Genomic DNA, 23,119 nt, shown 5'->3' with positions numbered 1-23,119 from the left:
CAATTGCTTCTATTTCGCTCAAACTTCCACCCAATAAGATCAATGTCAATCAGACTTTTGATCTTTTTTGATTTAATCCTGTGATCACCTCAGACCAAAAAATGCAAACGCGCGGCCTCCTCTATTGAGGAGACCGCGCTTGGGAATTACCTTCGCTGAAGACGTGATGGGCTAGTGGTAGGCGGGCAAAAGACTGCCGTGCTGCTCGATCATATCGTCGACAAGCGTCCATATTTGATCGGGTGACAGTTCCGCCGAGGTGTGCGGATCAAGTAGGGCCGCCTGATAGATGCGATCTCGCTTCTTCGTCACTGCCGCTTCGACCGTCAGCTCCTGCACGGAAACGCTTAAGCGCATGACGGCGGCGAGCTGCGAAGGTATCCGCCCGATGCGCATCGGCTGAATGCCGTTGTGATCGACATGGCATGGAACTTCGACAATACACTCGTCAGGCAGATTTTGGATCAGTCCATTGTTCGGGACATTTCCGTAGATCAGCGCGGGCTGCCCGGTGACTGCCGCGTGAATGATGCCGGCCGCGTATTCGTTGCTCCGGCAGACATCGATCGGCTTGCCGCCTTCAAGGTCGCGACGCAACTCGTGCCAGTCGGCGATCTGGACCTCGCAACGGCGGATATATTCATCCAGGGGAATATTGAGCCGCTCTATCAGATCGCTACGGCCTTCCTTGATATACCAGGATGTATATTCCGAGAAATGCTCGCTCGATTCCGTGACGAAGTAGCCAAGTCTTTTTAGAACGTCGAAACGTACCCGATCGTCAGCTGGAATGCGTCCTTCTTCGGCGAGAGCGCGCAGACGCGGATAGAGGTCCTCGCGGCTGCCGTCGACGTGCAGCTTTTCATATTTGAGAAAGAAGGCGACATGGTTGATGCCGGCCGAGAGATAGTTGATATCGGCGACATTCTCGCCGAGGCAATCGGCAAGATGGGCGGCCGTGTGCTGCACGCTGTGGCAAAGCCCGACGGTGCGGATGTGGGGCGCGATCTCCTTGATCGCCCAGCAATTGATCGCCATCGGGTTGACGTACTGCATCAGCAGGGCGTCGGGGCACATGTCTTCCATGTCACGGCAGATTTCTTCGAGAACAGGAATGGTGCGAAGCCCGCGGAAAATACCACCGATCCCGAGCGTATCGGCTATGGTCTGCCGGAGACCATGCCGTTTCGGGATCTCGAAGTCAGTCACCGTGGCCGGCTTATAGCCGCCGACCTGCATCATCAGGATGACGAAATCCGAACCTTTCAGCGCTTGTCGGCGATCGAGCGACGCCTCGACGCGCACCTTGTCGAGATGAAGCGCCTCGCAGAGCCGGCGGGCAACGATTTCGGATGTTTTCAGGCGCTCCGGATCGATGTCGAAGAGGCTGATGACGTAATCGCCACCCGTCTGACTGGAAAGGACGTCGCCCAGAATATTCTGGGCAAAGACGGTGCTGCCGGCACCGATCAGGCAGATCTTTGGCATGAAGGGATCTCCGCTTGGAATAGCTTTGAGCCTCAATGCCTCTTTCAATTCGGAATTTCCTCCTGCTATCAATGAAATTATTCCCGGATTCGCGCCACCAGATAGGTCCCATGCCGAAACCCAGCCATTCCGTCGAGCGCGAAGCTCTCATCACATCCGCCGGCGGCTTTCTGATCGAGCGGCACATCGCCGATGCCATGAGCGCCGCGCATTGGCACGACCATGTCGAGCTGAACTTCCTCATGGAAGGGCAGATGACCTATATCTTCAATGGGAGGCAGGAGCAGGTCGAAGCGGGGCGACTGGTGCTGTTCTGGGCCGCCATTCCGCATAGGACGATTGCGGTCACCCCTGGTGCGCCACTCATCTGCATCTATCTTCCGCTCGTCGATTTCCTGAGTTTGCCGATCGAGCGTAGCGTGCGGCAGTCGATCATGCAGGGACGGTTTTCGGCCGACAGCCGCCCCTACCCCGCCGACGCGATGCTCCTGGCGCAATGGGTGGCCGATTGGGAGCATGGCGACATGGCTCGGCGTCGGCTGATCCTCGACGAGGTCAAGCTCAGAATACGGCGTTTCGTTCTCGATGCTCCCGACGACAACCATGACTACGCCCGACGGCGCTCGGTACCGGCCGTCAGCATCGCCGTGCAGCGCACCGAAACATTGACGGACCTTATTCATACCCGTTATTGCGAACCGGTAAGCCTGCCAATGCTGGCAGGGCTCGCCGGCATCCATCCCAGCACGGCCAACAAGCTATTCCGCAGCGTATTGGGCATCTCCGTCAACGAATATCTGACGCGCTATCGCCTGGCCCGGGCGATGCAGCAGCTTGCAGAAACCAACAGCCCGATCCTTCAGGTCGCCTATGACTGCGGCTTCGGGTCCAGCAGCCGGTTCTACGACATCTTCAAACGGCGGACCGGAACGACGCCGAGACTGTTCCGTTCGTCGCTTGGACGGGATGGAGGCACCGATGATAGCGATGCAATGCCGTTCCTAACCATTTGACGGCGCCGGACCAAAGCTCTCGCGCCGAATGAACTTGCTTTCGATGACATGACGCAGGGCCGTTGCCTTATCCGGCGCATCGATCCGCTCCATCAGCAAGCTCACGGCCATCTGGCCCATTTCCTCCACCGGCTGTTCGATGGTCGATAATGGCGGCAGCGAATATTCGCAGACCGGAGCGCCGTCGAAGGATACGATTGAAAGATCTGTCGGAATTTTCCAGCCCATGCGTTGAACGCAACTCATGAAGGAAATCGCCATGTCGTCGCTCGTGGCAATGACGGCCGTCGGCTTCAAGATGAGATCGGCAAATTCCGCCGCCGCGGCGACGCCGATCTGGAAACCATGCTGATAGTCGAGGCTGCCGCCGGACCTGACGATCGCGGTCTCCGGCAGACCCGCGGCGGCAAGCGCTTCAACGGCGCCCAGATAGCGTTCTCTGTCGTGATAATTGCCCTCCGGGCCGGCAAGATAAAGGAAACGCCGGTGGCCGAGAGCAAGCAATTCGGCCGTGGCCTCGCGAACGGCCTGCCGATCATTGGTCACGACGCTCGGCAGGGCCGCGTGGCTCATATCGAACAAAAGCGAGACGATCGGCAGGGCCGAATCCTTCAGTGACCGACCGCCATGGACCGGCAGATCCGAGGAGAGAATGATGGCGCCACGCACCGTGCCGCCGAAAGCCAGATCGAGGATATGGCGCTCGGAAGCCTCATCGCGATCAAGGTTGGCAATCATCAGGTGATAGCCGTTCTGGCCCAACGATCGGTTTATACCGTGCAGGACCAGGGGGATGACCTGCGAGACACCGTAATAAAGCGAGCCCGGCAGAATGATCATGACGACGTTGGACTTGCCGACACGAAGCCCCCTCGCCATGGCATTGGGCGTATAGCCGAGCTGCTTGGCGGCGGCATCGATCTTGGCGCGGGTCTTCTCGTTGACGCGACCGGGATTGGCAAGCGCCCGGCTCACCGTCGAGATCGCGACGCCTGCCAGCCGAGCGACGTCGGCCATCAAAGGGCCGGAATGCTCTTCTGCTGGCAGATCCTTGTTATTCTTCACTTTTTGGCGTCCTCCCCAATGCCTGTCGCGCGGGATGCTACGGCAAAGCTTATCATTTAGCAAACGTTTGCCAAAAATCGCTTGCATATAAAAACGACTTGTCTACTATCTAGGCACGGCAAACGTTTGCCACTTGCAGTGCATTGAAATCATTATGGATTATTTGCCGTGGATCGTGGTTCCGCGAGCGATCTTCCATGTCTTAAGAACGGATAATCTCATGACGTCTACGGAACGGCTGCGTTTTGGTGTCGATCTCGTCACCTTTTTCCACCCCGGATTTTGGGGCGTAGGGGATTATGACGGCATCATCGCGCTATCGCGCAATGAGCCACGCGCCTTCTGGGACAAGATACTGGATGCCGTGCAAGCCTCCGGCGTCACCGGCGTGGAACTGACCTTCTCGCCCTTCAACTGGCAGGATGCGACGAAGACCTATGGTTCGGTCGAGAACTTCGCCGCAGAGCTTTCCAGGCGTGGCCTGACGCTTGCGAGCGGCTTCTTCGCGGAACTCGAAGCCGCCGGCGATTTCACCGAGGCCTCCGCCCAGGCCGCCATCATCGGTAAGGCAGAAAAATATGCCGAATTCCTCAAGGCATGCGGCAGCGATATCATGGTCATCGGCGCGCCGCTTCGCCAGACGCTCGGCGCTCAGCCGGTACGGTTCTTCGATTTCGAGCAGGCGCGCAACATTGCCGATTTCCTCAATCGCCTCGGCGCCGCTCTCTACGCCAAGGGTGTGCGGCTCGCTCTCCACACCGAGGCGCATTCGATTTTCGCGGCAGCGCGCGACGTCGATCTGCTGATGCTGCTGACCGATCCCGCCTACGTGCATATGTGCCCGGATACGGCGCATATCATCGTTGCCGGCTCCGATCCGCTGCAGCTTGTCGATCGTCACCATGAGCGCGTCATCATCGCCCATTGGAAGGATGCGCTTGGCCCGATGCCGGCCGATACGGTCATCGACGAGCATATCCATGATCGCCATCGCCCCTATTTCTGCGGCTTCGGTCTCGGCCGGGTCGACTGGCCGGGCTGGGCCAGGCTGCTGCGCGACCGCGGCTATGAAGGCTGGGCGATACTCGAGCTGGATGCCGCGCCCGATCCGGTCGGCGATATCGCCAACGGCCTGACGCTGGTCAGACAGGCGCTCTCGCCGATTTATCGCTGATACCAACGATCCGAAAACGAATAGCCCCGCCAAGAGGGCTTTCCTGAAGAGGTGGAACGATGAAAGACATAGTGAAAATGCTACTGATGGGAGCCGCGCTCGTTACGGCTTCCATTCCTGCCCATGCGGAAGACAAGCCGCAGGCCGAGGTGATGACCTCCTGGACATCAGGCAGCGAAGCCGCCGCCCTCAGCGTCGTCAAGCAGGAGTTCGAAAAGCGCGGCGGCACCTGGAAAGACTCTTCCATCGCCGGTTTCGGCGCGGCCGATGCCGCTTTCCAGAACCGTCTGGTCGCCGGCGATCCGCCGATCGCAAAACAGGCCGTGCTCGGCCTTGCCAATGCCGATTTCGTCAATCAGGGGCTTATGAACCCGATCGACGATGTGGCGAAAGCCGGCAAATGGGCCGACGTCCTGCCGAAATCGATCTACGATCTCATCACCTATAACGGCAAGGTCTACCTCTCCCCGACCGGCGCCCATGGCGAGAGCTGGGTGTTCTATTCCAAGGATGCCTTCGCCAAGGCTGGCCTCACCGGCGAGCCGAAGAGCTGGGATGAATTCTTCTCGGCACTCGATAAGCTCAAGGCAGCCGGCATTCAGCCCGTCGCCTGGGGCGGCCAATCCTGGCAGGAATCCAAGGTCTTCAACATGATCCTGCTGACCCAGGTCGGCATCGACGGCTTCCTCAAGATCTATGCAAACAAGGACAAGGGCGATACATCCGTCGAGGGCGTGAAGAAGACGCTCGATATTCTCGGCAAGCTTCGCGCCTATGTCGACGAGGGGGCTGCGGGCCGCAACTGGAACGACGCGACCGCCATGGTCATCACCGGCAAGGCGGGCGTGCAATTCATGGGCGATTGGGCCAAGGGTGAATTCGTTGCAGCCGGCAAGGAACTGGGCAAGGATTATGGCTGCATGCTCGTGCCGCAATCGCCGGGCATGGTCTACGTCGCCGATTCCTTCTCCTTCCCAAAGATCGCCGATGCGGCCGCGCAAAAGGGCCAGACCCTGCTTGCGGAGGTCGCCATGGATCCGACCGTGCAGGTCGAATTCTCGCTGAAGAAGGGCTCGGTGCCGATGCGCACCGACGTCGACAAGTCCAAGCTCGATACCTGCGCGCAAAAAGGCCTTGAGCTGATGAGAGCCGGCAAGATCGTGCCGGATCAGGCGCTGATCCTTTCGCCGCAGCAGGCCGGCGCACTCAACGACTTCGTTGACGAGTTCTGGACCAATCCGTCCGAGGACAGCGCCTCGGGCGCGGAGAAGTTCTTCGCGATCTTCGAATAGCCTTCCAGCGAGCCGATCCTCGAATTCCGGTCGATCGGCTCCGCCCATCCTTTCGAGAAAGTTTGCCTATGCAAACCAAGCGCAGACGTCCCCTTGCTGCGACCTTTGCCCTGCTGCCGACATGGATTGCCGCGATCGTCGTCTATATCGGCACCATGGTCTGGTCGGTGCGCCTGTCCTTTACGGATTCGACCATTTTCCCCTCGTCCAACTATGTCGGCTTTGCCCAATATGCCAAGCTGTTCCGGACATCGCGATGGCTCGCATCCCTGGAAAACGTGCTGATCTTCGGCGTTCTCTACGTCGCCGGCTGCCTTGTTCTCGGCTTCGTGCTCGCCGCGGCCCTCGATCGCAAGGTTCGTTTCGAAAGCCTCTTTCGCACCATCTTCCTCTACCCCTATGCCATGTCCTTCGTGGTTACCGGCCTCATCTGGCAGTGGATGCTGAACCCGACCTTCGGCATTCAGGCGACCGTCAGGGCGCTCGGCTGGCAGAGCTTCGTCTTCGACTGGATCGTCAATCGCGACATGGCGATCTATACGGTGGTCTTCGCCGGTGTCTGGCAGGGAGCCGGTCTCGTCATGGTCATCGCACTGTCAGGCATGCGCGGGATTGGCGAGGAGCAATGGAAAGCCGCCCAGATCGATGGCATTCCGGTCTGGCGCATCTATGCCTCGATCATCCTGCCGCAGCTTGGGCCGGCGCTTGCCGCATCGGGCATGCTGCTCTCCATGGGCGTGATCAAGACCTATGACCTCATCGTCGCGCAGACTGGTGGGGGCCCCGGCTATTCGACCGAGGTGCCGGCAAAATTCATCATGGATAATCTCTTCGAACGCCAAAACCTCGGCCTTGCGAGCGCCGGCGCCACCGTGCTCGTGCTTTCGGTCGTCATGGCCGTCGCTCCGTTTCGCTACGCGCTCCATATGCGCGCCAGAAGAAGGGGAGCACATTGATGGCGGCTCTTCATCCCCGTGGTCCCAAGCCATCACGGCTCACGGCAGGCCAGATCGGGCTCTATGCCTTCCTCATCCTGTCCGCGCTCTTCTTCCTGCTGCCGCTTTATACGATGCTCGTCACCTCGCTAAAGACGATGGAAGAGATCCGCCAGGGTCGCATCTTCGCCTTCCCCGATACCATCGATTTCACCGCCTGGAAGACAGCGTGGTCGGGAGCCTGCATGGGCACCCAATGTCTGGGTGTGCGCATCGGCTTCTGGAATTCGGTCAGGATCACGGTGCCGGCAGTCGCGATTTCCGTCTTCATTGGCGCGATCAACGGTTATGCCCTGTCCTTCTGGCGGCCGAGGGGCTCGAACCTGCTATTCGGCCTTCTGATGGCCGGCGGCCTCATCCCCTACCAGATCTTCCTCTATCCGCTGGTGCGGCTGCTCGCCAACCTCAGCCTTTATAACTCAGTGGCAGGCGTGGTCCTCGTCCACGTGATCTTCGGCCTGCCGCTGGTGACGCTGCTGTTTCGCAACTATTTCGTCGCCATTCCCGAGGAGCTCTGCAAAGCGGCTCGCGTCGACGGCGCCGGCTTCTGGCGGATCTTCATCGAGATCATGCTGCCCATGTCGGTGCCGATGATCGTCGTCGCCTCGATCTTCCAGTTCACCGGAATCTGGAACGACTTCCTGATCGGCCTGGTCTTCGCCGGACGCGACAACCTGCCGATGACGGTGCAGCTCAACAACATCGTCAACACCACCATGGGCGAGCGCGCCTACAATGTGAACATGGCTGCCACCATTCTGACCGCCGTCGTCCCGCTCGCCATCTATTTCTTCTCCGGCCGCTGGTTCCTGCGTGGTGTCGCCGCCGGCGCCGTCAAGGGGTAATGCCATGCAGCCTGCCGTCTCGGTCAAGGATCTCAAGATTGCCTATGGTGATCACACCGTCATCGACAAGCTGTCGATCGACATCGCTCCGCGCGAATTTCTCGTGCTGCTCGGCCCTTCCGGCTGCGGAAAGTCGACCCTGCTCAACTCGATCGCCGGCCTGCAAGACATCCGCGACGGCGAGATCTGGATCTCGGACAAGAATGTCACCTGGGCCGAGCCGAAGGATCGCGGCATCGGCATGGTCTTCCAATCCTATGCGCTCTATCCCCGCATGTCGGTGCGCAAGAATCTCTCCTTCGGCCTGCGCGTGGCGGGTCTTCCCAAGGCCGAGATCGAGGCGCGCATCGCCCGCACGACGTCGCTTCTCCACCTCGACAAACTGCTCGACCGCCGACCCTCGGAATTATCGGGCGGCCAGCGCCAGCGCGTCGCGATCGGCCGCGCCCTTGTGCGTGAGGTCAATGTTTTCCTGTTCGACGAACCGCTATCCAATCTCGACGCCAAGCTGCGCAACGAGCTGCGCGTCGAGATCAAGAAGCTGCATCAGAGCCTCGGCAACACGATGATCTATGTCACGCATGATCAGGTCGAGGCGCTGACGCTTGCCGATCGCATCGCCATCATGAAGGACGGCGTGATCCAGCAGCTCGCCAGCCCTTCCGAGATCTACCATCGCCCGGCCAATCTCTTCGTCGCCGGCTTCATAGGGGCGCCGGCGATGAACTTCATCGAGGGCGAGATCATTTCGAAGGCGGACGCGCCGGTCTTCGAAAGCAACGGACTTGCGATCCCCCTCGCCGGCTACCCTTTCCTCAGCGCCGTCAAGGCAGGTCCCGCCACGCTTGGCATCCGGCCGGAGCATATCGCGCCGAATGGCGCGGACGTGGGTTGGCCTACCCTTCCGGGCACTGTCTCGGTCGTCGAGCCGATGGGCGCCGATACCGTGCTGTGGTTCGACTGGGCGGGCCGAAGCCTCTCCTACCGCGTCATGGGAGATGCCGCGCTCCAGCCGGGTGCGGCGATCACGCCCGGCCTCGATATCGCCAAGGCCTCCCTCTTCGGCGCTGACGGCGCCCGCCTCTAAGACCACTTCCACAGCATACGGAAATTATCCATGTCTGAGACTGTCTATGACGCGCTGGTGATCGGCTCCGGCGCCGCCGGCTCCTTCGCCGCCAAGGAATTGACTGCCCAAGGGCTGTCGGTGCTGCTGCTCGAGGCCGGCCCGGCGGTGACCCAGAAGGATTTCGATCCGAACCGCAAGAAGGCGCCGGCCAGCAGCATCAATATCTGGGAGCGCGCCCGCGCCACGCTGAAGGGCCAGCCGATCCAGGCGCGCGCCGCCTTCTTTACCGAGCGCTTCAGCCATTTCTTCGTCAACGATCGCAAGAACCCTTATACGACCCCCAAGGATGCGCCATTCCTGTGGATACGCGGCCGCCAGGGCGGCGGCCGTCTGCACAGCTTCGGCCGGGTGCTGCTGCGCTGGACGGATGATGATTTCAAGATCCGCTCGAAGACGGGCAAGGGCGTCGACTGGCCGGTTTCCTACGACGAGCTCGCGCCCTATTATGCCGAGGTCGAAGGAAGCCTTGGTCTCTATGGCAACGAGGATGGCGTGGAGACATTGCCCGACGGCGTCTACGCCCATCCGGCGAAACTGACCCCGGCCGAAGAAATCTTCAAGACGGAAGTCGAAGGACGCTGGCCGAAGCGGCATGTCGTTTCCTGGCGCTATATCGCGCCCGATGCCGAACGGACGCCGAAGCCGCTGCGCGAGGCGTTGGCGACAGGACGGCTGACCATCCGCCATGACGCCATCGTGCGGCGTATCACCACCGACGATGCCGGCGGCCGGGCGACGGGTGCCGAGTTCATCGACCGCGCGACCGGCAAGGTCGAGGCCGCGCGCGCTGCCCTCGTCGTGCTCTCCGCATCGCCGATTGAAAGCGTCCGGCTGCTTCTCAATTCGGCCACGGCTCGCCACCCCCATGGGCTCGCCAACAGCTCGGGTGCGCTCGGGCGCTATTTCATGGATCAGCTTCCATGCCTTGCCTTCGGCTCCTTCTCCAAGGCGAAGGGTTGGACGGCCGATGATTCCGCGCCTGTCGATCCCTTCTACAATCCATCCGGCGGCATTTTCGTACCGCGCTTTGGAGAGGGCGACACAGGCCGCGGCGATTTCGACTATCAGGGAAGTATCGGTCGCGCGCCGACACCGGATGACGAGCCTTCGCGGCTGGCCTTCTTCGGCTTCGGCCGCATGCTGCCCTATGCCGACAATCGCATCACGCTCGATGTAGCGCGCAAGGATGCCTGGGGGATTCCGGTGCCCCATATCCGATGCGTCATGGGCGAAGAGGAACATGCCCTGCTGCGCCGGCAGCAAGAGGTATTGATCGACATGGTGCGTGACGTCGGCGGCGAACTGGAATTCATCGGCTCGCCCACCGGTCTTAGGGAGATGGGCCGTGGAGCCTTTCCCGAGGCCGATCCGTTCAGCCGCTTCATGTTCCGCAGATGGTTCCGCAAGACCATGTGCATGGGCGCCGCCATCCATGAAACCGGCGGCGCGCGCATGGGAACATCGAACAAGGACTCCGTCCTCAATCCCCATAACCAGAGCTGGGATGTCCCTAACCTGCTCGTGACGGATGCTTCCGCCTTTCCGGGCAGCGGCATTGCCGGCACCACGCTGACCGTGATGGCCCTGACCATCCGCGCCTGCAGGAACATTGCCGATCAATATCGCGCCGGACAATCATGATCAGGCGCTTCGTTCCGATTGGAATTCAAACCTTCGGTCGACCTCCATTTTAGATATGGAGGCTCACCGCACTCCTCCATGGCCGCCGTCCGTGTAACCTTCGCGGTTTCGCCATCTGATGGAAATAGTTTGGCTTTGTCACCTTGCCACTGTAAATATCGTGCATATCTTTCTGCCCAACTAAATCGAGCGATTGTGCAGGACGAAGAGGTGGGTTCGACCACTCCGTTACGGTGCCCAACCCAGAAGAAATTCGCGCCGAAATAGCTTGAAAAATTAGAATGTCTTTCGCCAATTGCAGGGAAATCCGGCTCTAGCGCGCAAAGCCATTTAAAGCGCACAATCTCCCCTCGCCACGAAGCGTCGAAAACCGCTTCTCGCGCCAGCATCTGGAGGAGATGCGGGACAAGCCCCATGATTTGACGAGCGTCGGGAACGCTTAGGGAGGAACAATGCTTGAACGACTTTTCAAATTGAGTGAGCACGGCACGTCCGCGCGCACCGAACTCATCGCCGGCGTGACGACGTTCCTGACGATGTCCTATATCATCTTCGTCAATCCCGACATTCTGTCGACGACCGGCATGGATCGCAACGCGGTCTTTGTCGCCACCTGTCTCGCAGCCGCGCTGGGTTCGATCGTCATGGGCCTCGTCGCCAATTGGCCGATCGGCATGGCACCGGGCATGGGGCTCAATGCCTTCTTCGCCTTCACCGTGGTTTCGGCTCTCGGCTTTACCTGGCAGCAGGCGCTCGGCGCGGTCTTCATTTCGGGCTGTATTTTCGTCCTGTTGACGGTAACCGGCGTGCGCAGCTGGCTGATTGCCGGCATCCCGCATTCGCTCAGAAGCGCGATTGCCGCGGGTATCGGTCTCTTCCTGGCGATCATCGCGCTCAAGAGCGCCGGCATCGTCGTCGCCAACAAGGCGACCCTCATTGGCCTCGGCGACCTCAAACAGACCGGCCCCCTTCTCGCGATCTTCGGCTTCTTCGTCATCGCCGTTCTCGATGCGCTGAAAATAAGAGGTTCGATCCTCATCGGTATTCTCGCCGTCACCATTCTCTCCTGGATCTTCGGCGTCAGCGAGTTCCACGGCATTGTTTCGGCGCCGCCGTCGATCATGCCGACCTTTTTGCAGCTCGACATCGTCGGCGCTCTCCATGGCGGCCTGGTCCATATCATCCTCGTCTTCGTGCTTGTCGAGGTTTTCGACGCCACCGGGACGCTGATCGGCATCGCCAAGCGGGCGAACCTGATCCAGGAAGGAAAGCCGAACAGGCTGAGCCGGGCTCTGCTTGCCGATAGCGCGGCCATCGTCGCCGGCTCACTGATGGGCACGAGCAGCACGACGGCCTTCGTCGAAAGCGCGTCGGGCGTCCAGGCCGGTGGTCGCACGGGTCTGACCGCGATCACCATCGCCGCCCTCTTCATCGCCGCCCTCTTCTTCTCGCCGCTCGCGGCTTCCGTGCCAGCCTATGCGACGGCTCCGGCGCTGCTCTATGTCGCGGGCCTGATGATGCGCGAGCTGACCGAAATAGAATGGGATGACCTGACCGAGGCGGCACCCGCTGCAATCACCGCGCTTGCGATGCCCTTCACCTACTCGATCGCCAATGGTCTTGCTTTTGGCTTCATCACCTATGTGGCCGTGAAAGTCTTCACCGGCCGCTGGTCGATGCTGCATCCGGCAACACAGATCGTCGCGGCCCTGTTCGTCGTACGCTTCGCCTTCTTCGCGGATTGACGGCGGAATGATTTCAAGGCCGGGTCGTTCGCTGGAATGACCCGGCCTTTTGGCATTCCGCAGATTGCGAGGAACGGGAACCACTTTGACAAATAAGGGGCGCTGCAACCGCAGCGCCCCTTATTTGTCTGCACCGATCGAGATCCGATCAGCGGATCAGGAACGCCTCGTCATAGAAATGCTCCTCAAGATTGACGCCTTTGCCACCGCGATCCACAACGATGAAATCCGAGATGCCGTCGAGGGGCGTCAGGATGCCGTGCCAGACGTTGCGCCGGATATTGACGCCTTGTCCGGGCCTGGTTCGGAAAGCCATGGGCTCGCCCGGACCATTGTCCGTCTCCGGCGCCGCAACGACGAGGAACGGATTGCCGGTCAGCGGCACGAAGGCCTGGCTGCCGAGAGGGTGCCGCTCGACCATCTTCAGTTCCAGCGGCAGCGCATAGGGTTCGCCGCGCAGCCAGCTGATCATCGTGCGTGCCTCCTCACCAATCGCTTCGACCTTTGCGAGATCATGATAACGAACGCATTTCCCGGCGTTGATGGGGAAACTTTGTGCCCCCTCCATTTCGATGACATCGCCAAAGGGCGCGAATGCGGCTCTCGTCAGCGGCTGAATTTCGATCACTTTCATTCATGGGTCTCCCGTTTCCATTCTCCGAAGTCATCTCTTCCTCGATCGACGATATGTTCGCTTGGGTTCGATACCTGACCCGCTGTGCGGACAGCGGAATTCGACCGGAGCGCGGCTGGCACCCCGGCGGCCGCCATGCCGCGGCTATTTCCATGGTCAATCACTACCGACGCTGATCACGAAGACCGCGGCATCGGATTCCCCCTGCCGCAAGCGCCTCTACCCGATACCCATCAGGGTCGGCCGAACATCGGCGTGCTCATCACGTCCGCCATGCAATACGGAAATCTGCATTTTCATGAAATGCATATCGCGATACCGGCACGTATTTCCCGGCCTCAGCGCATGCGAAGCCCGCAAGCCGTACTCATCCATCCCGCCGCGACATCGTATGAAACGCTCCTCCAAACGTTTCGACATCCAATGTCTAACCGCAAATCACGCGTGCCATTCCCCTTGGAAATTTTGAAAGTCTCGAACGTTACAGCTGCTTTTCATGGGAATGAGCCTGGCGGATAGTAGAGAAAGGAGCGCTACGTTCGGGAGAAGAATATGCAGTCTCATTCGCCAGGAGCCGGACGGCTCACGACCCACGTCCTGGATACGGCGCTCGGCAAACCTGCTGAAGGCTTGCGCATCGAACTCTACCGGATCGAGGGCGATGCACTGCACCTCCTGACGTCCACCGAAACCAACGACGACGGTCGCTGCGATGCGCCGCTGCTATCAGGCGAAACCATGCAGGCCGGCACCTACGAGCTGCGCTTCCATGCCGGTGACTATCTTGGCCGCACATCGGCGAGCCCGATGTTTCTAGACATCATTCCGATCCGCTTCGGTCTCGCTGATGAACAAGCGCACTACCATGTGCCGCTGCTCCTCTCGCCTTACAGCTACTCCACCTACCGCGGGAGCTGAAAATGACATCGACGAAAATCCGCTCCGAACTTCGTTTCATTCTCAACGGCTGGGACATCATTCTTACCGACGTGGCGCCGGACCAGACGCTGCTCGACTGGCTGCGCCTTTCCCGTTCGCTGAAGGGCACCAAGGAAGGCTGCGCCGAAGGCGACTGCGGCGCCTGCACGGTGCTTGTGGGTCGGCTGACGCCCGCGGGTGGCCTCGTCTATGAGAGCGTCAACGCCTGCATCCGCTTCCTCGGTTCGTTGGATGGCTGTCATGTGGTCACCGTCGAGCATCTCGCCCCGAGCGACGAACACCTGCATCCGGTGCAGCAAGCGATGGTCGACTTTCACGGTTCGCAATGCGGCTTCTGCACGCCTGGTTTCGTCATGTCGCTCTACGGACTTTGGATGCAGACGCCGAATCCCACGGATCAACAGATCGAAACAGCGCTCCAGGGCAATCTCTGTCGCTGCACCGGCTATGAACCGATCTTGCGCGCCGCCCGCTCCATCTCCCAATATGGCGGTACGCAAGACGACCCGCTGCTGATCGAACGCGAAACCATGATCGCGCGCCTGCAGGCCCTTCGCGATGGCGCCCGCGTCGAAATCGGCGAGGGTCGAAATCGGCTGATCGTGCCGGCGAACCTTGATGATTTCGCCTCGGTTCTGGAGGCATCGCCGACGGCGACCGTGGTGGCCGGCTCGACCGATGTCGGCCTCTGGGTCACCAAGCACATGCGCGACGTCACGCCGGTCATCTTCATTGCCGGGCTGCAGGAGTTGAAATCGATCGTGGTGAAAGACGGCGTGATCAGCATCGGCGCCGGCGTCACCTATTCGGAGGCGTTCGCGACGCTTTCGCAGCATGTCCCGGCGCTTGGGCCGTTGATTACCCGCATTGGCGGCCAGCAGGTGCGCAACATGGGCACGATCGGCGGCAACATCGCCAACGGCTCGCCGATCGGCGATACGCCACCGGCGTTGATTGCGCTCAACGCGTCGCTGACCTTGCGCAAGGGCATCGTTCGGCGCACCATTGCGCTTGAAGACTTCTTCATCGCCTATGGCAAACAGGACCGCCAGCCTGGCGAATTCGTCGAAGCCATCCATATTCCGGTTCCTGCAGCCGCGGCGAAATTCGCCATCTACAAGGTGACGAAGCGCCGGGACGAGGACATTACCGCCACGCTCGGCGCCTTCCGGCTGGTACTTGGCGAAGATGGCACGGTTGCCGAAATCCGGATCGCCTATGGCGGCATGGCCGCGACGCCGAAACGGGCCTTCGCCGTCGAAAGGGCGCTGCTCGGCCAGCCCTGGAGCGAGAGGACCGTGGAGACGGCAATGGAGAAATATGCCGAGGATTACGCGCCACTGACCGACATGCGCGCCACGGCGGAATATCGCGCGTTGGCTGCCAGAAACCTGCTGCTGCGCTTCTACCTGGAAACGACGTCCATCGCGGCGCCGGCGCAGGTATCGAGATACGAAGCCGCGTAAGACATGAACAAGCACACTCCCGATCTCAAACCCGAAACCATCATTGGCGGCGTCCATTCCAGCCCGCGCCATGATTCCGCCCACAAGCATGTCTCCGGTGCCGCCGTCTATATCGACGACATCACCGAACCCACGGGCACGCTTCACGTCGGCCTCGGCCTGTCCACCGTGGCGCACGGCATCCTGAAATCCGTCGATCTCTCAGCCGTGCGGGTCGCCCCCGGCGTCGTTGCCGTCCTCACCCATGAGGATGTGCCCGGCGTCAACGATATCTCGCCCTCCTATATGCATGATGACCCCGTGCTTGCCGCCGGCAAGGTCGAGTTTCATGGCCAGCCGATCTTTTGCGTGATCGCCGAAACGCGCGAGCAGGCGCGCCGCGCGGCAAGGCTGGCAAAGATCGAGTACGAGGAATTGCCTGCTGATATCGACATCTGGGATCTGGATGTTTCCTCTCATAAGCAGGTCGTCACGCCGCTAACGCTGAAGCGTGGCGATCCGGCGGACGCTCTTGCGAATGCTCCGCGGCGCGTGAAAGGCCGAATGCGGCTCGGCGGCCAGGATCATTTCTATCTCGAAGGCCAAGTCTCGCTCGCTGTTCCCGGTGAGGACGACGAGGTGGTTGTCTATTGCTCCACCCAAGGCCCGAGCGAGACGCAGCACATGGTCGCCCATGCGCTTGGCGTGCCGAGCAATGCTGTTACGATCGAGGTTCGGCGCATGGGTGGCGGCTTCGGCGGCAAGGAAACCCAGGCGAACCAATGCGCCGCGATCGCTGCCATCGCCGCCAAGAAGCTGAAGCGCGCCGTCAAGATCCGGCTCGACCGCGACGAAGACATGATCGCGACCGGTAAGCGGCATGATTTCGCCATCGACTACGATGTGGGCTTTGACGACGAAGGCCGCATCCTTGCCGTCGACTATACCTTCGCGCTTCGCGCCGGCTTCTCAGCCGATCTGTCCGGTCCGGTCGGCGACCGTGCGCTGTTTCACTGCGACAATGCCTATTTCTTTCCGCATGTTCATGCGAAATCGGCGCCGCTCTATACCAATACCGTCTCCAACACGGCCTTTCGCGGCTTCGGCGGTCCGCAGGGAATGGTCGGCGCCGAACGGGTCATCGACGAGGTGGCCTTCGCCGTCGGCAAGGACCCGCTCGAAATTCGCAAACTGAATTTCTATGACGCGATGGGCGTCGATGGTGAGCGCAACCTTACCCCCTACCACCAGAAGGTCGAGGACTGCATCATTCAGCGCATCGTCGCCGAACTGGAGGAAAGCGCTGACTATGCCGGACGCCGCAAGGCGATCGCCGAGTTCAATGCCAAGAGCCGCATCGTCAAGCGCGGCATCGCGCTGACTCCAGTGAAATTCGGCATCTCCTTCACCAAGACGGAGTCGAACCAGGCCGGCGCGCTGGTGCATGTCTATAGCGATGGCTCCGTGCACATGAACCATGGCGGCACCGAGATGGGACAAGGCTTGCACCTGAAGGTGGCGCAGGTCGTGGCGGAAGAATTCCAGATCGATCTCGACCGGGTGAAGATCACCGCGACGACCACGGCCAAGGTGCCGAACACCTCACCGACCGCGGCCTCCTCGGGTGCCGATCTCAACGGCATGGCGGCCCAGAATGCCGCGCGCCAGATCAAGGAGCGACTGATCGCCTTTGCCGCGGAAAGCCATCAGGTATCGCCTGACCAGGTTCTCTTCCTGCCCAACCGGGTGCGCATCGGCGACATCGAAATGCCGTTCGACGATCTCGTCAAGAAGGCCTACATGGCCCGCGTCCAGCTTTCGGCCGCCGGCTTCTACAAGACGCCGAAAATCCATTGGGACCGCAAGGCGGGCCGCGGCCATGCCTTCTACTACTATGCCTATGGCGCGGCGTGCTCGGAAGTATCGATCGATACGCTGACGGGGGAATATGTCGTTGAACGCACCGATATCCTGCACGATACCGGCCGCTCACTGAATAAAGCCATCGATATCGGCCAGGTCGAAGGCGGCTTCATCCAGGGCATGGGCTGGCTGACGACGGAAGAGCTCTGGTGGGACGGCAAGGGGCGGCTTCGAACGCACGCGCCCTCGACTTACAAGATCCCGCTTGCATCCGACCGGCCAAAGATTTTCAATGTGGCCCTAACCGATTGGTCGGAGGCCCATGAGCCGACGATCCATCGGTCCAAGGCGGTTGGCGAGCCGCCGCTGCCGCTCGGCCTCTCCGTCTTGCATGCCCTTTCGGATGCCGTGGCGAGCGTCGCCGACCACAAGATCTGCCCGCGTCTCGACGCGCCGGCGACACCCGAACGGGTACTGATGGCGATCGAGCGTCTCAAGGCGGCGAAGAAGGAGTAAGATCATGCCTGCCGCCTGTGAAGACATCCGGGATTTTCTCCGCCGCGAACCGGCATCGATTCTCGTCGAGGTGACGGGGGTCGCTGGCTCCGCACCGCGCGATGCGGATGCCTGGATGCTGGTATCGGAGCGGGCAATCTTTGCGACGATCGGCGGCGGAACACTGGAATATATGGCGATCGACCAGGCACGACGGGCATTGCGCTCCGGCCTTGCGGCGGAGCCGATGAACGTACCGCTCGGCCCGGAGATCGGCCAATGCTGCGGCGGTCGGGTGGGCCTCGCCTTCACCGCCCTCAGCCCAGCGCTTGCGAATGATCTCATAGCTCGGAGCGACCGCGAGATGGCCACACGCCCACATGTCTATGTTTTCGGCGCCGGTCATGTCGGCGATGCGCTTGCCATGGCGCTTTCGCTCGCGCCATTACGCGTGGTACTTGTCGATACGCGAGAGGAAGAGCTTGTCGCCAGCTCCGTGCCAGGCATTGAAACCTGTCTCACGGCCATGCCTGAGGCTGTCGTGCGCGATGCGCCGGCCGGCAGCAGCTTCGTCATTCTCACCCATGATCACGCGCTCGATTTCCTGATTGCCGCCGAGGCGCTCAAACGTAACGATGCAGCCTATGTCGGCATGATCGGCTCCAAGACGAAGCGCGCCACTTTCCGCAACTGGCTGTCGCGCGAAAGCGGGCACGCTGAGCTTTTCGATCGCCTCGTCTGCCCAATCGGCGGAACGGCCGTGAAAGACAAGCGTCCCACGGTCATCGCCACGCTTGCCGCCGCCGAGATCATGACAGCGGCGCTGACTTGGACGGCCGCGGCACAGCTAGCCGCGACAAAACCTGTTATCGGATAACGGGCAACTGCTTGAAGGGATTGGCGACCGGCACGCCGAGCGGCGCGAAATGCCGCTCATTGGCCGTCAAAACCGTGAGGCCGCATGCAGCGGCGATGGCGGCGATGGCAATGTCCTCGAAGCCGGGGTCGTGAGCACGCGCCCGGTCAAGCATCAGGCCAGCATGCTGCGCCTCCTCAACTCCGAAGGGCAGGATACGGCCGGCATAGAAATGTTCCACCGCGGCGAGCCAGCGGCGCAGGTGCTCCGCTTTCGTCGTCGCCCCAATCCTAACCATGCGGGCGATGCCTGCCTCGATCTCGGCGATGGTGATGGCCGAAAGATAAAGCCGGTCACTATTGGCGCGCAGCCAGGCCGCGAATGCCTCAGCGCCGACTTGGCGCTTGATCGGCGCATCGGCCGATACGATATTGGTATCCAGAAGATACAAGATCAGAAGCCATTTTCACGCAATGAACGCGCGGGCTTTCGCGATCGCTCTGGAATATCGGCGGCCTCGCCGGGAAAGGCGAGAAGCAGATCGGGGAAATCAGGTACTTTGGAGACCCTTTGCCATTCCTCGAAGGAAACCAGCACCGCTTCCTTCCGGCCATGGCGGGTAATAACGGTCGGCTCACCGGCCACCGCTTGATCGACCACGGCCGAAAGCCTCGCCTTCGCATCCTTGAGCTGGATTTCCTTCATGCCGCCTCTCCATATGACCACCGATAGACATATGTGATTTCACTGAATTGAGCCAAGTGGAGATCAATCTGTCGCGTTCGATTCACGAGGCTGCGGCCACTGGCTCGTCCTCGAGCAGCTTGCCGATGAGCCGCTGACAGCGCTCCGCCATGAAATCGATCATCAGGCGGACCTTCGGATCCTGGAAACGCTTGTGCGGATAGATGGCGGCGAGCTGAACCGGAGCTGGCGGACTTTCCTTCAGGATCTCCACCAATCGCCCTTCCCTCAGATAGGCTTTAACCTCGAACAGCGGTTTGTTGATGATGCCGCGGTCTTCCAGCGCCCATTGGGTCAGCACATCGCCATCATCGCTGTCATAAGGGCCTGCGACCTCGAACTTGCGGGTACCTTCCGCCGTCATCAGCGTCCAGTAATACTCCTTCGATCCCGGATAGCGCAGCAAGAGACAGTCATGCTTGTCGGCGATCAACGCATCCGCGCTCGCCGGCACGCCACGACTTGCAAGGTAGGCAGGTGATGCGCAAAGCACCCGCTCGCAATTGAGGATACCGCGCATGCGCAGGTTCGAATCCTCCAGCACGCCAAGCTTGAAGGCGACGTCGACGCCTTCGGCGAGGATGTCGACATTGTGGTCCGACAGGCGCAAGCGTACTTCGATATCCGGATATTTGTCATGAAACTCCGGAATGCCCGAGGCGATCAGCCTTCGGCCGATGCCGAGCGGCGCGGTGATCCTCAGCGATCCCTTCGGATTTCGCGAAAGATCGGCGATCGCCGCTTCCGCCTCATTGACCGCCTCGATGATCTTCACCGCTTTTTCGTAGAAAACGCGGCCATGTTCGGTCGGCGAGAGCTTACGCGTGGTGCGGTTGAAGAGGCGCACGCCAAGATGACGCTCGAGCTCCTTGATGCGGTTGCTCGCCACCGCAGGCGTGACGCGCTGGTCGCGGCCTGCTGCCGAGAGAGTACCGAGTTCGACCACACGAACGAAGACGCGGACATTATCAAGATAGGACATGGCTCCTTCTACCACATTGGCGCGCGGAACAAACCAGGGTTCATCTTATAGATTTTTTTGAAAGTGTTGGTGGATTCACCGGGATTTTCGAGAAAATCACCCGATGGCAAACAGTCCCGTGAAGATCAGGCCCATGAAGGCCGGGAGGAGTTCCCATGTATGAATATGCCATCGCCTGGGACTGGCTGACATTCGCCGTCCGCTGGCTGCACGTCATCACCGCCATCGCCTGGATTGGCTCGTCATTCTATTTCGTGGCACTCGACCTCGGCCTCAAGAAACATCCGGCCCTGCCGCCTGGCGCCTATGGCGAGGAGTGGCAGGTGCATGGCGGCGGCTTTTACCATATCCAGAAGTATCTGGTGGCGCCGGCCAACATGCCGGACCACCTCGTCTGGTTCAAATGGGAAAGCTACGTCACCTGGCTGTCGGGCTTCGGCATGCTCTGTCTCGTCTATTATGCCGGTGCCGATCTCTACATGATCGACCCGGCCGTGCTTGACGTCTCCAAGCCGGTGGCGATCGCCATTTCGCTCTGCTCGATCGCCGGTGGATGGCTCCTGTACGACCTGATCTGCAAGTCGCCCTTCGGCAACGATAATACCCGGCTGATGGTGGCGCTCTATTTCATCCTGGTGGCGGTGGCTTGGGGCTATACCCATCTCTTTACCGGCCGCGCCGCCTTCCTGCATCTCGGCGCCTTCACGGCGACGATCATGTCGGCCAATGTCTTCTTCATCATCATCCCGAACCAGAAGATCGTGGTTGCCGACCTGCTTGCCGGGCGTACGCCAGATGCGAAATACGGCAGGATCGCCAAGCAGCGGTCGACGCACAACAACTACCTGACGCTGCCGGTGCTGTTCCTGATGCTGTCGAACCACTATCCGCTGGCTTTCGGCACGCAGTTCAACTGGATCATCGCCTCACTCGTCTTCCTGATGGGCGTCACCATCCGCCACTGGTTCAATACCCGGCACGCCAATGCCGGCAACCCGACTTGGACCTGGCTGATCACCGTCATCCTGTTCATCATTATCATGTGGCTCTCCACGGTACCGAAAATGCTGACCGGCGAACCCACAACGAAGATCTCCGCCATCCAGCAGCCCTTCATCACGGCGCAGGATTTCCCAAAGGTCCGCGATACCGTGATGGGTCGCTGCTCCATGTGCCATGCGAAGGAGCCGAGCTGGGAGGGCATAGTGGCTCCGCCGAAGGGGGTGATGTTCGAGACCGATCGCGATATCGCCGCCCATGCGCGCGAGATCTACCTGCAGGCTGGCCGCAGCCACGCCATGCCGCCCGCCAATGCCTCTCACATAACCGACGAGGAGCGCCGCCTGCTCGTCTCCTGGTATGAAAGTGCCATCAATGGGGAGAAGACCCAATGAACGAAGTCCTAATCCGTGGTCGCGTGCTGACCTTCCTTGCCGAGCCGCAAGGCATAGATGACACCGCCTCCTATCGCTATATCGAGGACGGCGCCGTCTTCGTCCGCGACGGCAAGATCGTGGAAATCGGCACCTATGGCGACGTGAGAAAGCTGGCTGACGCCGGCATCAGGATCGCGGACCATCGCCCGAACCTCATCCTGCCGGGCTTCATCGACACGCACCTGCATTTCCCGCAGACGCAGGCGATCGCCTCCTATGGCGCGCAGCTGCTCGAATGGCTGAATACCTATATTTTCGTCGAGGAACAGAAGTTTGCACGCGCCGCCCATGCGGCCGAAGTGGCCGACCGCTTCATGGACGAACTCCTGTCGAACGGCACGACGACGGCGGTTGCCTATTGTTCGGTGCATCCGGAAAGCGTCGATGCCTATTTCGCGGCGGCGCAAGCGCGCGGCATGTGCATGATCGGCGGTAAGGTGATGATGGATCGCAACGCGCCGGAGGCGCTGCGCGATACGCCGCAGCGCGGCTATGACGAAACAAAGCGGCTGATTGCGAAGTGGCACGGCCGCGGACGCGTCCATTATGCCATCAGCCCTCGCTTTGCGATTACCTCGACGCCCGAGCAGATGGAAATGAGCAAGGCGCTCGTCGCCGAGCATCCGGACTGCTATGTCCAGACGCATCTCTCGGAAAATCGGGATGAGATCGCCTTTGCCACCTCTCTCTACCCCGAGGCCAAGGATTATACGGATATCTATGCTCGCTACGGTCTGCTCAACGACCGCATGCTGCTCGGCCATTGTATCCATATGAGCGAACGGGAAGTCGCGGTGCTTGCGGAGACCGGCGCGGTGGGTGTCTTCTGCCCCACTTCGAACCTCTTCCTCGGCTCGGGATTTTTCAACGCCGCACAGTTCGACAGGCTTGGCGCGCGCTGGTCGGTCGCAACAGATGTCGGCGCCGGGACCAGCTTCTCCATGCTGGAAACGATGGATGAAGCCTACAAGGTGTTGCATCTGCAGGGGCAGCGGCTGACGCCGTTCAACTCCTTCTATCGCATGACGCGCGGCAACGCCCTGGCGCTCGGTCTCGAAAAGCGGATCGGCTCGCTGCAGGCGGGCGCGGACGCCGATATCGTCGTGCTGGATTCCAGCGCCAAGTCGGCCATGGAATTCCGCATGCGCACGACAACCTCATTGGCGGAGGAGCTCTTTATCCTTCAGACCATGGGTGATGACCGTTGCGTTGCCGAAGTCTATGTCGCCGGCAAGGCGATGAAGACCAAGGGTAAGAAGACAGATACGACGCTACGCGAACAACTGCAGCTCGCCTGACCAAGTAAATGTGGCGGACCGGCAACGCCGTCGTCTCGGC

20 protein-coding genes are annotated in these 23,119 nt (G+C 60.6%); 14 read left to right on the top strand and 6 right to left on the bottom strand.

What is annotated here, in order from left to right; translation table 11 throughout:
- Positions 1 to 171: 171 nt before the first annotated feature.
- Positions 172 to 1,488 (bottom strand): alpha-glucosidase/alpha-galactosidase, encoded by a 1,317-nt coding sequence (locus tag JJQ51_RS25155; protein WP_113353375.1) that lies wholly within the window; start codon positions 1,486 to 1,488, stop codon positions 172 to 174.
- 110 nt (positions 1,489 to 1,598) lie between these two features.
- On the opposite strand from JJQ51_RS25155, the gene JJQ51_RS25150 reads away from it, so the two are divergent.
- Entirely contained in the window at positions 1,599 to 2,501 is a 903-nt protein-coding gene (locus JJQ51_RS25150; protein ID WP_113353376.1) for a helix-turn-helix domain-containing protein, read from the top strand.
- Here JJQ51_RS25150 and JJQ51_RS25145 read toward each other — a convergent pair.
- Positions 2,490 to 3,566, bottom strand: coding sequence for a LacI family DNA-binding transcriptional regulator (locus JJQ51_RS25145; RefSeq protein ID WP_113353377.1), 1,077 nt, complete (start codon positions 3,564 to 3,566; stop codon positions 2,490 to 2,492). The two genes, JJQ51_RS25150 and JJQ51_RS25145, sit on opposite strands and share 12 nt — an antisense overlap.
- Before the next feature lie 220 nt (positions 3,567 to 3,786).
- On the opposite strand from JJQ51_RS25145, the gene JJQ51_RS25140 reads away from it, so the two are divergent.
- The 7 genes from JJQ51_RS25140 to JJQ51_RS25110 all read left to right on the top strand — a co-directional run bounded on the left by JJQ51_RS25140 (position 3,787) and on the right by JJQ51_RS25110 (position 12,387).
- On the top strand, positions 3,787 to 4,740 hold the full coding sequence (locus JJQ51_RS25140) for a sugar phosphate isomerase/epimerase family protein (RefSeq protein ID WP_152095102.1): 954 nt from the start codon (positions 3,787 to 3,789) through the stop codon (positions 4,738 to 4,740).
- Between the two features lie 59 nt (positions 4,741 to 4,799).
- Positions 4,800 to 6,032, top strand: a complete 1,233-nt coding sequence (locus JJQ51_RS25135) for an ABC transporter substrate-binding protein (protein WP_113420698.1) — start codon at positions 4,800 to 4,802, stop codon at positions 6,030 to 6,032.
- A gap of 68 nt (positions 6,033 to 6,100) precedes the next feature.
- On the top strand, positions 6,101 to 6,988 hold the full coding sequence (locus tag JJQ51_RS25130; protein ID WP_113420697.1) for a carbohydrate ABC transporter permease: 888 nt from the start codon (positions 6,101 to 6,103) through the stop codon (positions 6,986 to 6,988).
- Entirely contained in the window at positions 6,988 to 7,872 is an 885-nt protein-coding gene (locus tag JJQ51_RS25125; RefSeq protein WP_113420696.1) for a carbohydrate ABC transporter permease, read from the top strand. Before JJQ51_RS25130 ends, JJQ51_RS25125 begins: the two co-directional genes overlap by 1 nt.
- 4 nt (positions 7,873 to 7,876) lie before the next feature.
- A complete protein-coding gene (locus JJQ51_RS25120) occupies positions 7,877 to 8,959 on the top strand; it encodes an ABC transporter ATP-binding protein (RefSeq protein WP_113420695.1) in 1,083 nt (360 codons plus the stop codon).
- Between the two features lie 30 nt (positions 8,960 to 8,989).
- Positions 8,990 to 10,642, top strand: a complete 1,653-nt coding sequence (locus JJQ51_RS25115; protein ID WP_113420694.1) for a GMC oxidoreductase — start codon at positions 8,990 to 8,992, stop codon at positions 10,640 to 10,642.
- 452 nt (positions 10,643 to 11,094) lie between these two features.
- Positions 11,095 to 12,387: an NCS2 family permease gene (locus JJQ51_RS25110; protein ID WP_069614091.1), complete on the top strand. Its 1,293-nt coding sequence runs from the start codon at positions 11,095 to 11,097 to the stop codon at positions 12,385 to 12,387.
- A 148-nt stretch (positions 12,388 to 12,535) separates the two neighbouring features.
- Here JJQ51_RS25110 and JJQ51_RS25105 read toward each other — a convergent pair whose 3' ends face one another.
- Positions 12,536 to 13,021, bottom strand: coding sequence for an ureidoglycolate lyase (locus JJQ51_RS25105; RefSeq protein WP_113420693.1), 486 nt, complete (start codon positions 13,019 to 13,021; stop codon positions 12,536 to 12,538).
- A gap of 552 nt (positions 13,022 to 13,573) precedes the next feature.
- Here JJQ51_RS25105 and uraH point away from each other — a divergent pair.
- The 4 genes from uraH to xdhC are packed head-to-tail and all read left to right on the top strand — an operon-like array spanning position 13,574 to position 18,640.
- Entirely contained in the window at positions 13,574 to 13,939 is a 366-nt protein-coding gene (uraH, locus tag JJQ51_RS25100) for a hydroxyisourate hydrolase (protein WP_113331751.1), read from the top strand.
- A 2-nt stretch (positions 13,940 to 13,941) separates the two neighbouring features.
- Positions 13,942 to 15,426 (top strand): xanthine dehydrogenase small subunit, encoded by a 1,485-nt coding sequence (xdhA, locus tag JJQ51_RS25095; RefSeq protein ID WP_113420692.1) that lies wholly within the window; start codon positions 13,942 to 13,944, stop codon positions 15,424 to 15,426.
- A gap of 3 nt (positions 15,427 to 15,429) precedes the next feature.
- The gene (gene xdhB / locus JJQ51_RS25090) at positions 15,430 to 17,784 is read left to right on the top strand and encodes a xanthine dehydrogenase molybdopterin binding subunit (RefSeq protein WP_269245458.1); all 2,355 of its coding nucleotides are present in this window, start codon (positions 15,430 to 15,432) and stop codon (positions 17,782 to 17,784) included.
- Positions 17,785 to 17,788: 4 nt separating this feature from the next.
- A complete protein-coding gene (gene xdhC / locus JJQ51_RS25085; protein WP_113353387.1) occupies positions 17,789 to 18,640 on the top strand; it encodes a xanthine dehydrogenase accessory protein XdhC in 852 nt (283 codons plus the stop codon).
- On the opposite strand, the gene JJQ51_RS25080 is transcribed toward xdhC, so the two are convergent.
- The 3 genes from JJQ51_RS25080 to JJQ51_RS25070 form a co-directional block, all read right to left on the bottom strand.
- The gene (locus JJQ51_RS25080) at positions 18,630 to 19,070 is read right to left on the bottom strand and encodes a PIN domain-containing protein (protein WP_113353388.1); all 441 of its coding nucleotides are present in this window, start codon (positions 19,068 to 19,070) and stop codon (positions 18,630 to 18,632) included. The genes xdhC and JJQ51_RS25080 overlap by 11 nt on opposite strands.
- A gap of 2 nt (positions 19,071 to 19,072) precedes the next feature.
- A complete protein-coding gene (locus tag JJQ51_RS25075; RefSeq protein WP_269245457.1) occupies positions 19,073 to 19,324 on the bottom strand; it encodes a type II toxin-antitoxin system Phd/YefM family antitoxin in 252 nt (83 codons plus the stop codon).
- Between the two features lie 82 nt (positions 19,325 to 19,406).
- Entirely contained in the window at positions 19,407 to 20,345 is a 939-nt protein-coding gene (locus tag JJQ51_RS25070; protein ID WP_113353390.1) for a LysR family transcriptional regulator, read from the bottom strand.
- 155 nt (positions 20,346 to 20,500) lie between these two features.
- Here JJQ51_RS25070 and JJQ51_RS25065 point away from each other — a divergent pair, with 155 nt between their 5' ends.
- Complete coding sequence (locus tag JJQ51_RS25065) at positions 20,501 to 21,739, top strand: urate hydroxylase PuuD (protein ID WP_113353391.1); 1,239 nt, start codon at positions 20,501 to 20,503, stop codon at positions 21,737 to 21,739.
- Positions 21,736 to 23,079: a guanine deaminase gene (gene guaD / locus JJQ51_RS25060; protein ID WP_152095100.1), complete on the top strand. Its 1,344-nt coding sequence runs from the start codon at positions 21,736 to 21,738 to the stop codon at positions 23,077 to 23,079. The genes JJQ51_RS25065 and guaD overlap by 4 nt, the downstream gene beginning before the upstream one ends.
- The last annotated feature ends 40 nt before the right edge of the window (positions 23,080 to 23,119 follow it).

The sequence above is a fragment of the Rhizobium sp. AG207R genome, assembly GCF_027109195.1.
GTDB lineage: Bacteria > Pseudomonadota > Alphaproteobacteria > Rhizobiales > Rhizobiaceae > Rhizobium > Rhizobium dioscoreae.
This window is presented reverse-complemented; position numbering and strand designations above follow the sequence as displayed.

Excerpts from the sequence above, each read along its gene's own strand:
- JJQ51_RS25155 (WP_113353375.1), bottom strand. The coding sequence starts at position 1,488 with ATGCCAAAGATCTGCCTGATCGGTGCCGGCAGCACCGTCTTTGCCCAG.
- JJQ51_RS25150 (WP_113353376.1), top strand. The coding sequence starts at position 1,599 with ATGCCGAAACCCAGCCATTCCGTCGAGCGCGAAGCTCTCATCACATCC.
- JJQ51_RS25140 (WP_152095102.1), top strand. The coding sequence starts at position 3,787 with ATGACGTCTACGGAACGGCTGCGTTTTGGTGTCGATCTCGTCACCTTT.
- JJQ51_RS25135 (WP_113420698.1), top strand. The coding sequence starts at position 4,800 with ATGAAAGACATAGTGAAAATGCTACTGATGGGAGCCGCGCTCGTTACG.
- JJQ51_RS25130 (WP_113420697.1), top strand. The coding sequence starts at position 6,101 with ATGCAAACCAAGCGCAGACGTCCCCTTGCTGCGACCTTTGCCCTGCTG.
- JJQ51_RS25125 (WP_113420696.1), top strand. The coding sequence starts at position 6,988 with ATGGCGGCTCTTCATCCCCGTGGTCCCAAGCCATCACGGCTCACGGCA.
- JJQ51_RS25120 (WP_113420695.1), top strand. The coding sequence starts at position 7,877 with ATGCAGCCTGCCGTCTCGGTCAAGGATCTCAAGATTGCCTATGGTGAT.
- JJQ51_RS25115 (WP_113420694.1), top strand. The coding sequence starts at position 8,990 with ATGTCTGAGACTGTCTATGACGCGCTGGTGATCGGCTCCGGCGCCGCC.
- JJQ51_RS25110 (WP_069614091.1), top strand. The coding sequence starts at position 11,095 with ATGCTTGAACGACTTTTCAAATTGAGTGAGCACGGCACGTCCGCGCGC.
- JJQ51_RS25105 (WP_113420693.1), bottom strand. The coding sequence starts at position 13,021 with ATGAAAGTGATCGAAATTCAGCCGCTGACGAGAGCCGCATTCGCGCCC.
- uraH (WP_113331751.1), top strand. The coding sequence starts at position 13,574 with ATGCAGTCTCATTCGCCAGGAGCCGGACGGCTCACGACCCACGTCCTG.
- xdhA (WP_113420692.1), top strand. The coding sequence starts at position 13,942 with ATGACATCGACGAAAATCCGCTCCGAACTTCGTTTCATTCTCAACGGC.
- xdhB (WP_269245458.1), top strand. The coding sequence starts at position 15,430 with ATGAACAAGCACACTCCCGATCTCAAACCCGAAACCATCATTGGCGGC.
- xdhC (WP_113353387.1), top strand. The coding sequence starts at position 17,789 with ATGCCTGCCGCCTGTGAAGACATCCGGGATTTTCTCCGCCGCGAACCG.
- JJQ51_RS25075 (WP_269245457.1), bottom strand. The coding sequence starts at position 19,324 with ATGAAGGAAATCCAGCTCAAGGATGCGAAGGCGAGGCTTTCGGCCGTG.
- JJQ51_RS25070 (WP_113353390.1), bottom strand. The coding sequence starts at position 20,345 with ATGTCCTATCTTGATAATGTCCGCGTCTTCGTTCGTGTGGTCGAACTC.
- JJQ51_RS25065 (WP_113353391.1), top strand. The coding sequence starts at position 20,501 with ATGTATGAATATGCCATCGCCTGGGACTGGCTGACATTCGCCGTCCGC.
- guaD (WP_152095100.1), top strand. The coding sequence starts at position 21,736 with ATGAACGAAGTCCTAATCCGTGGTCGCGTGCTGACCTTCCTTGCCGAG.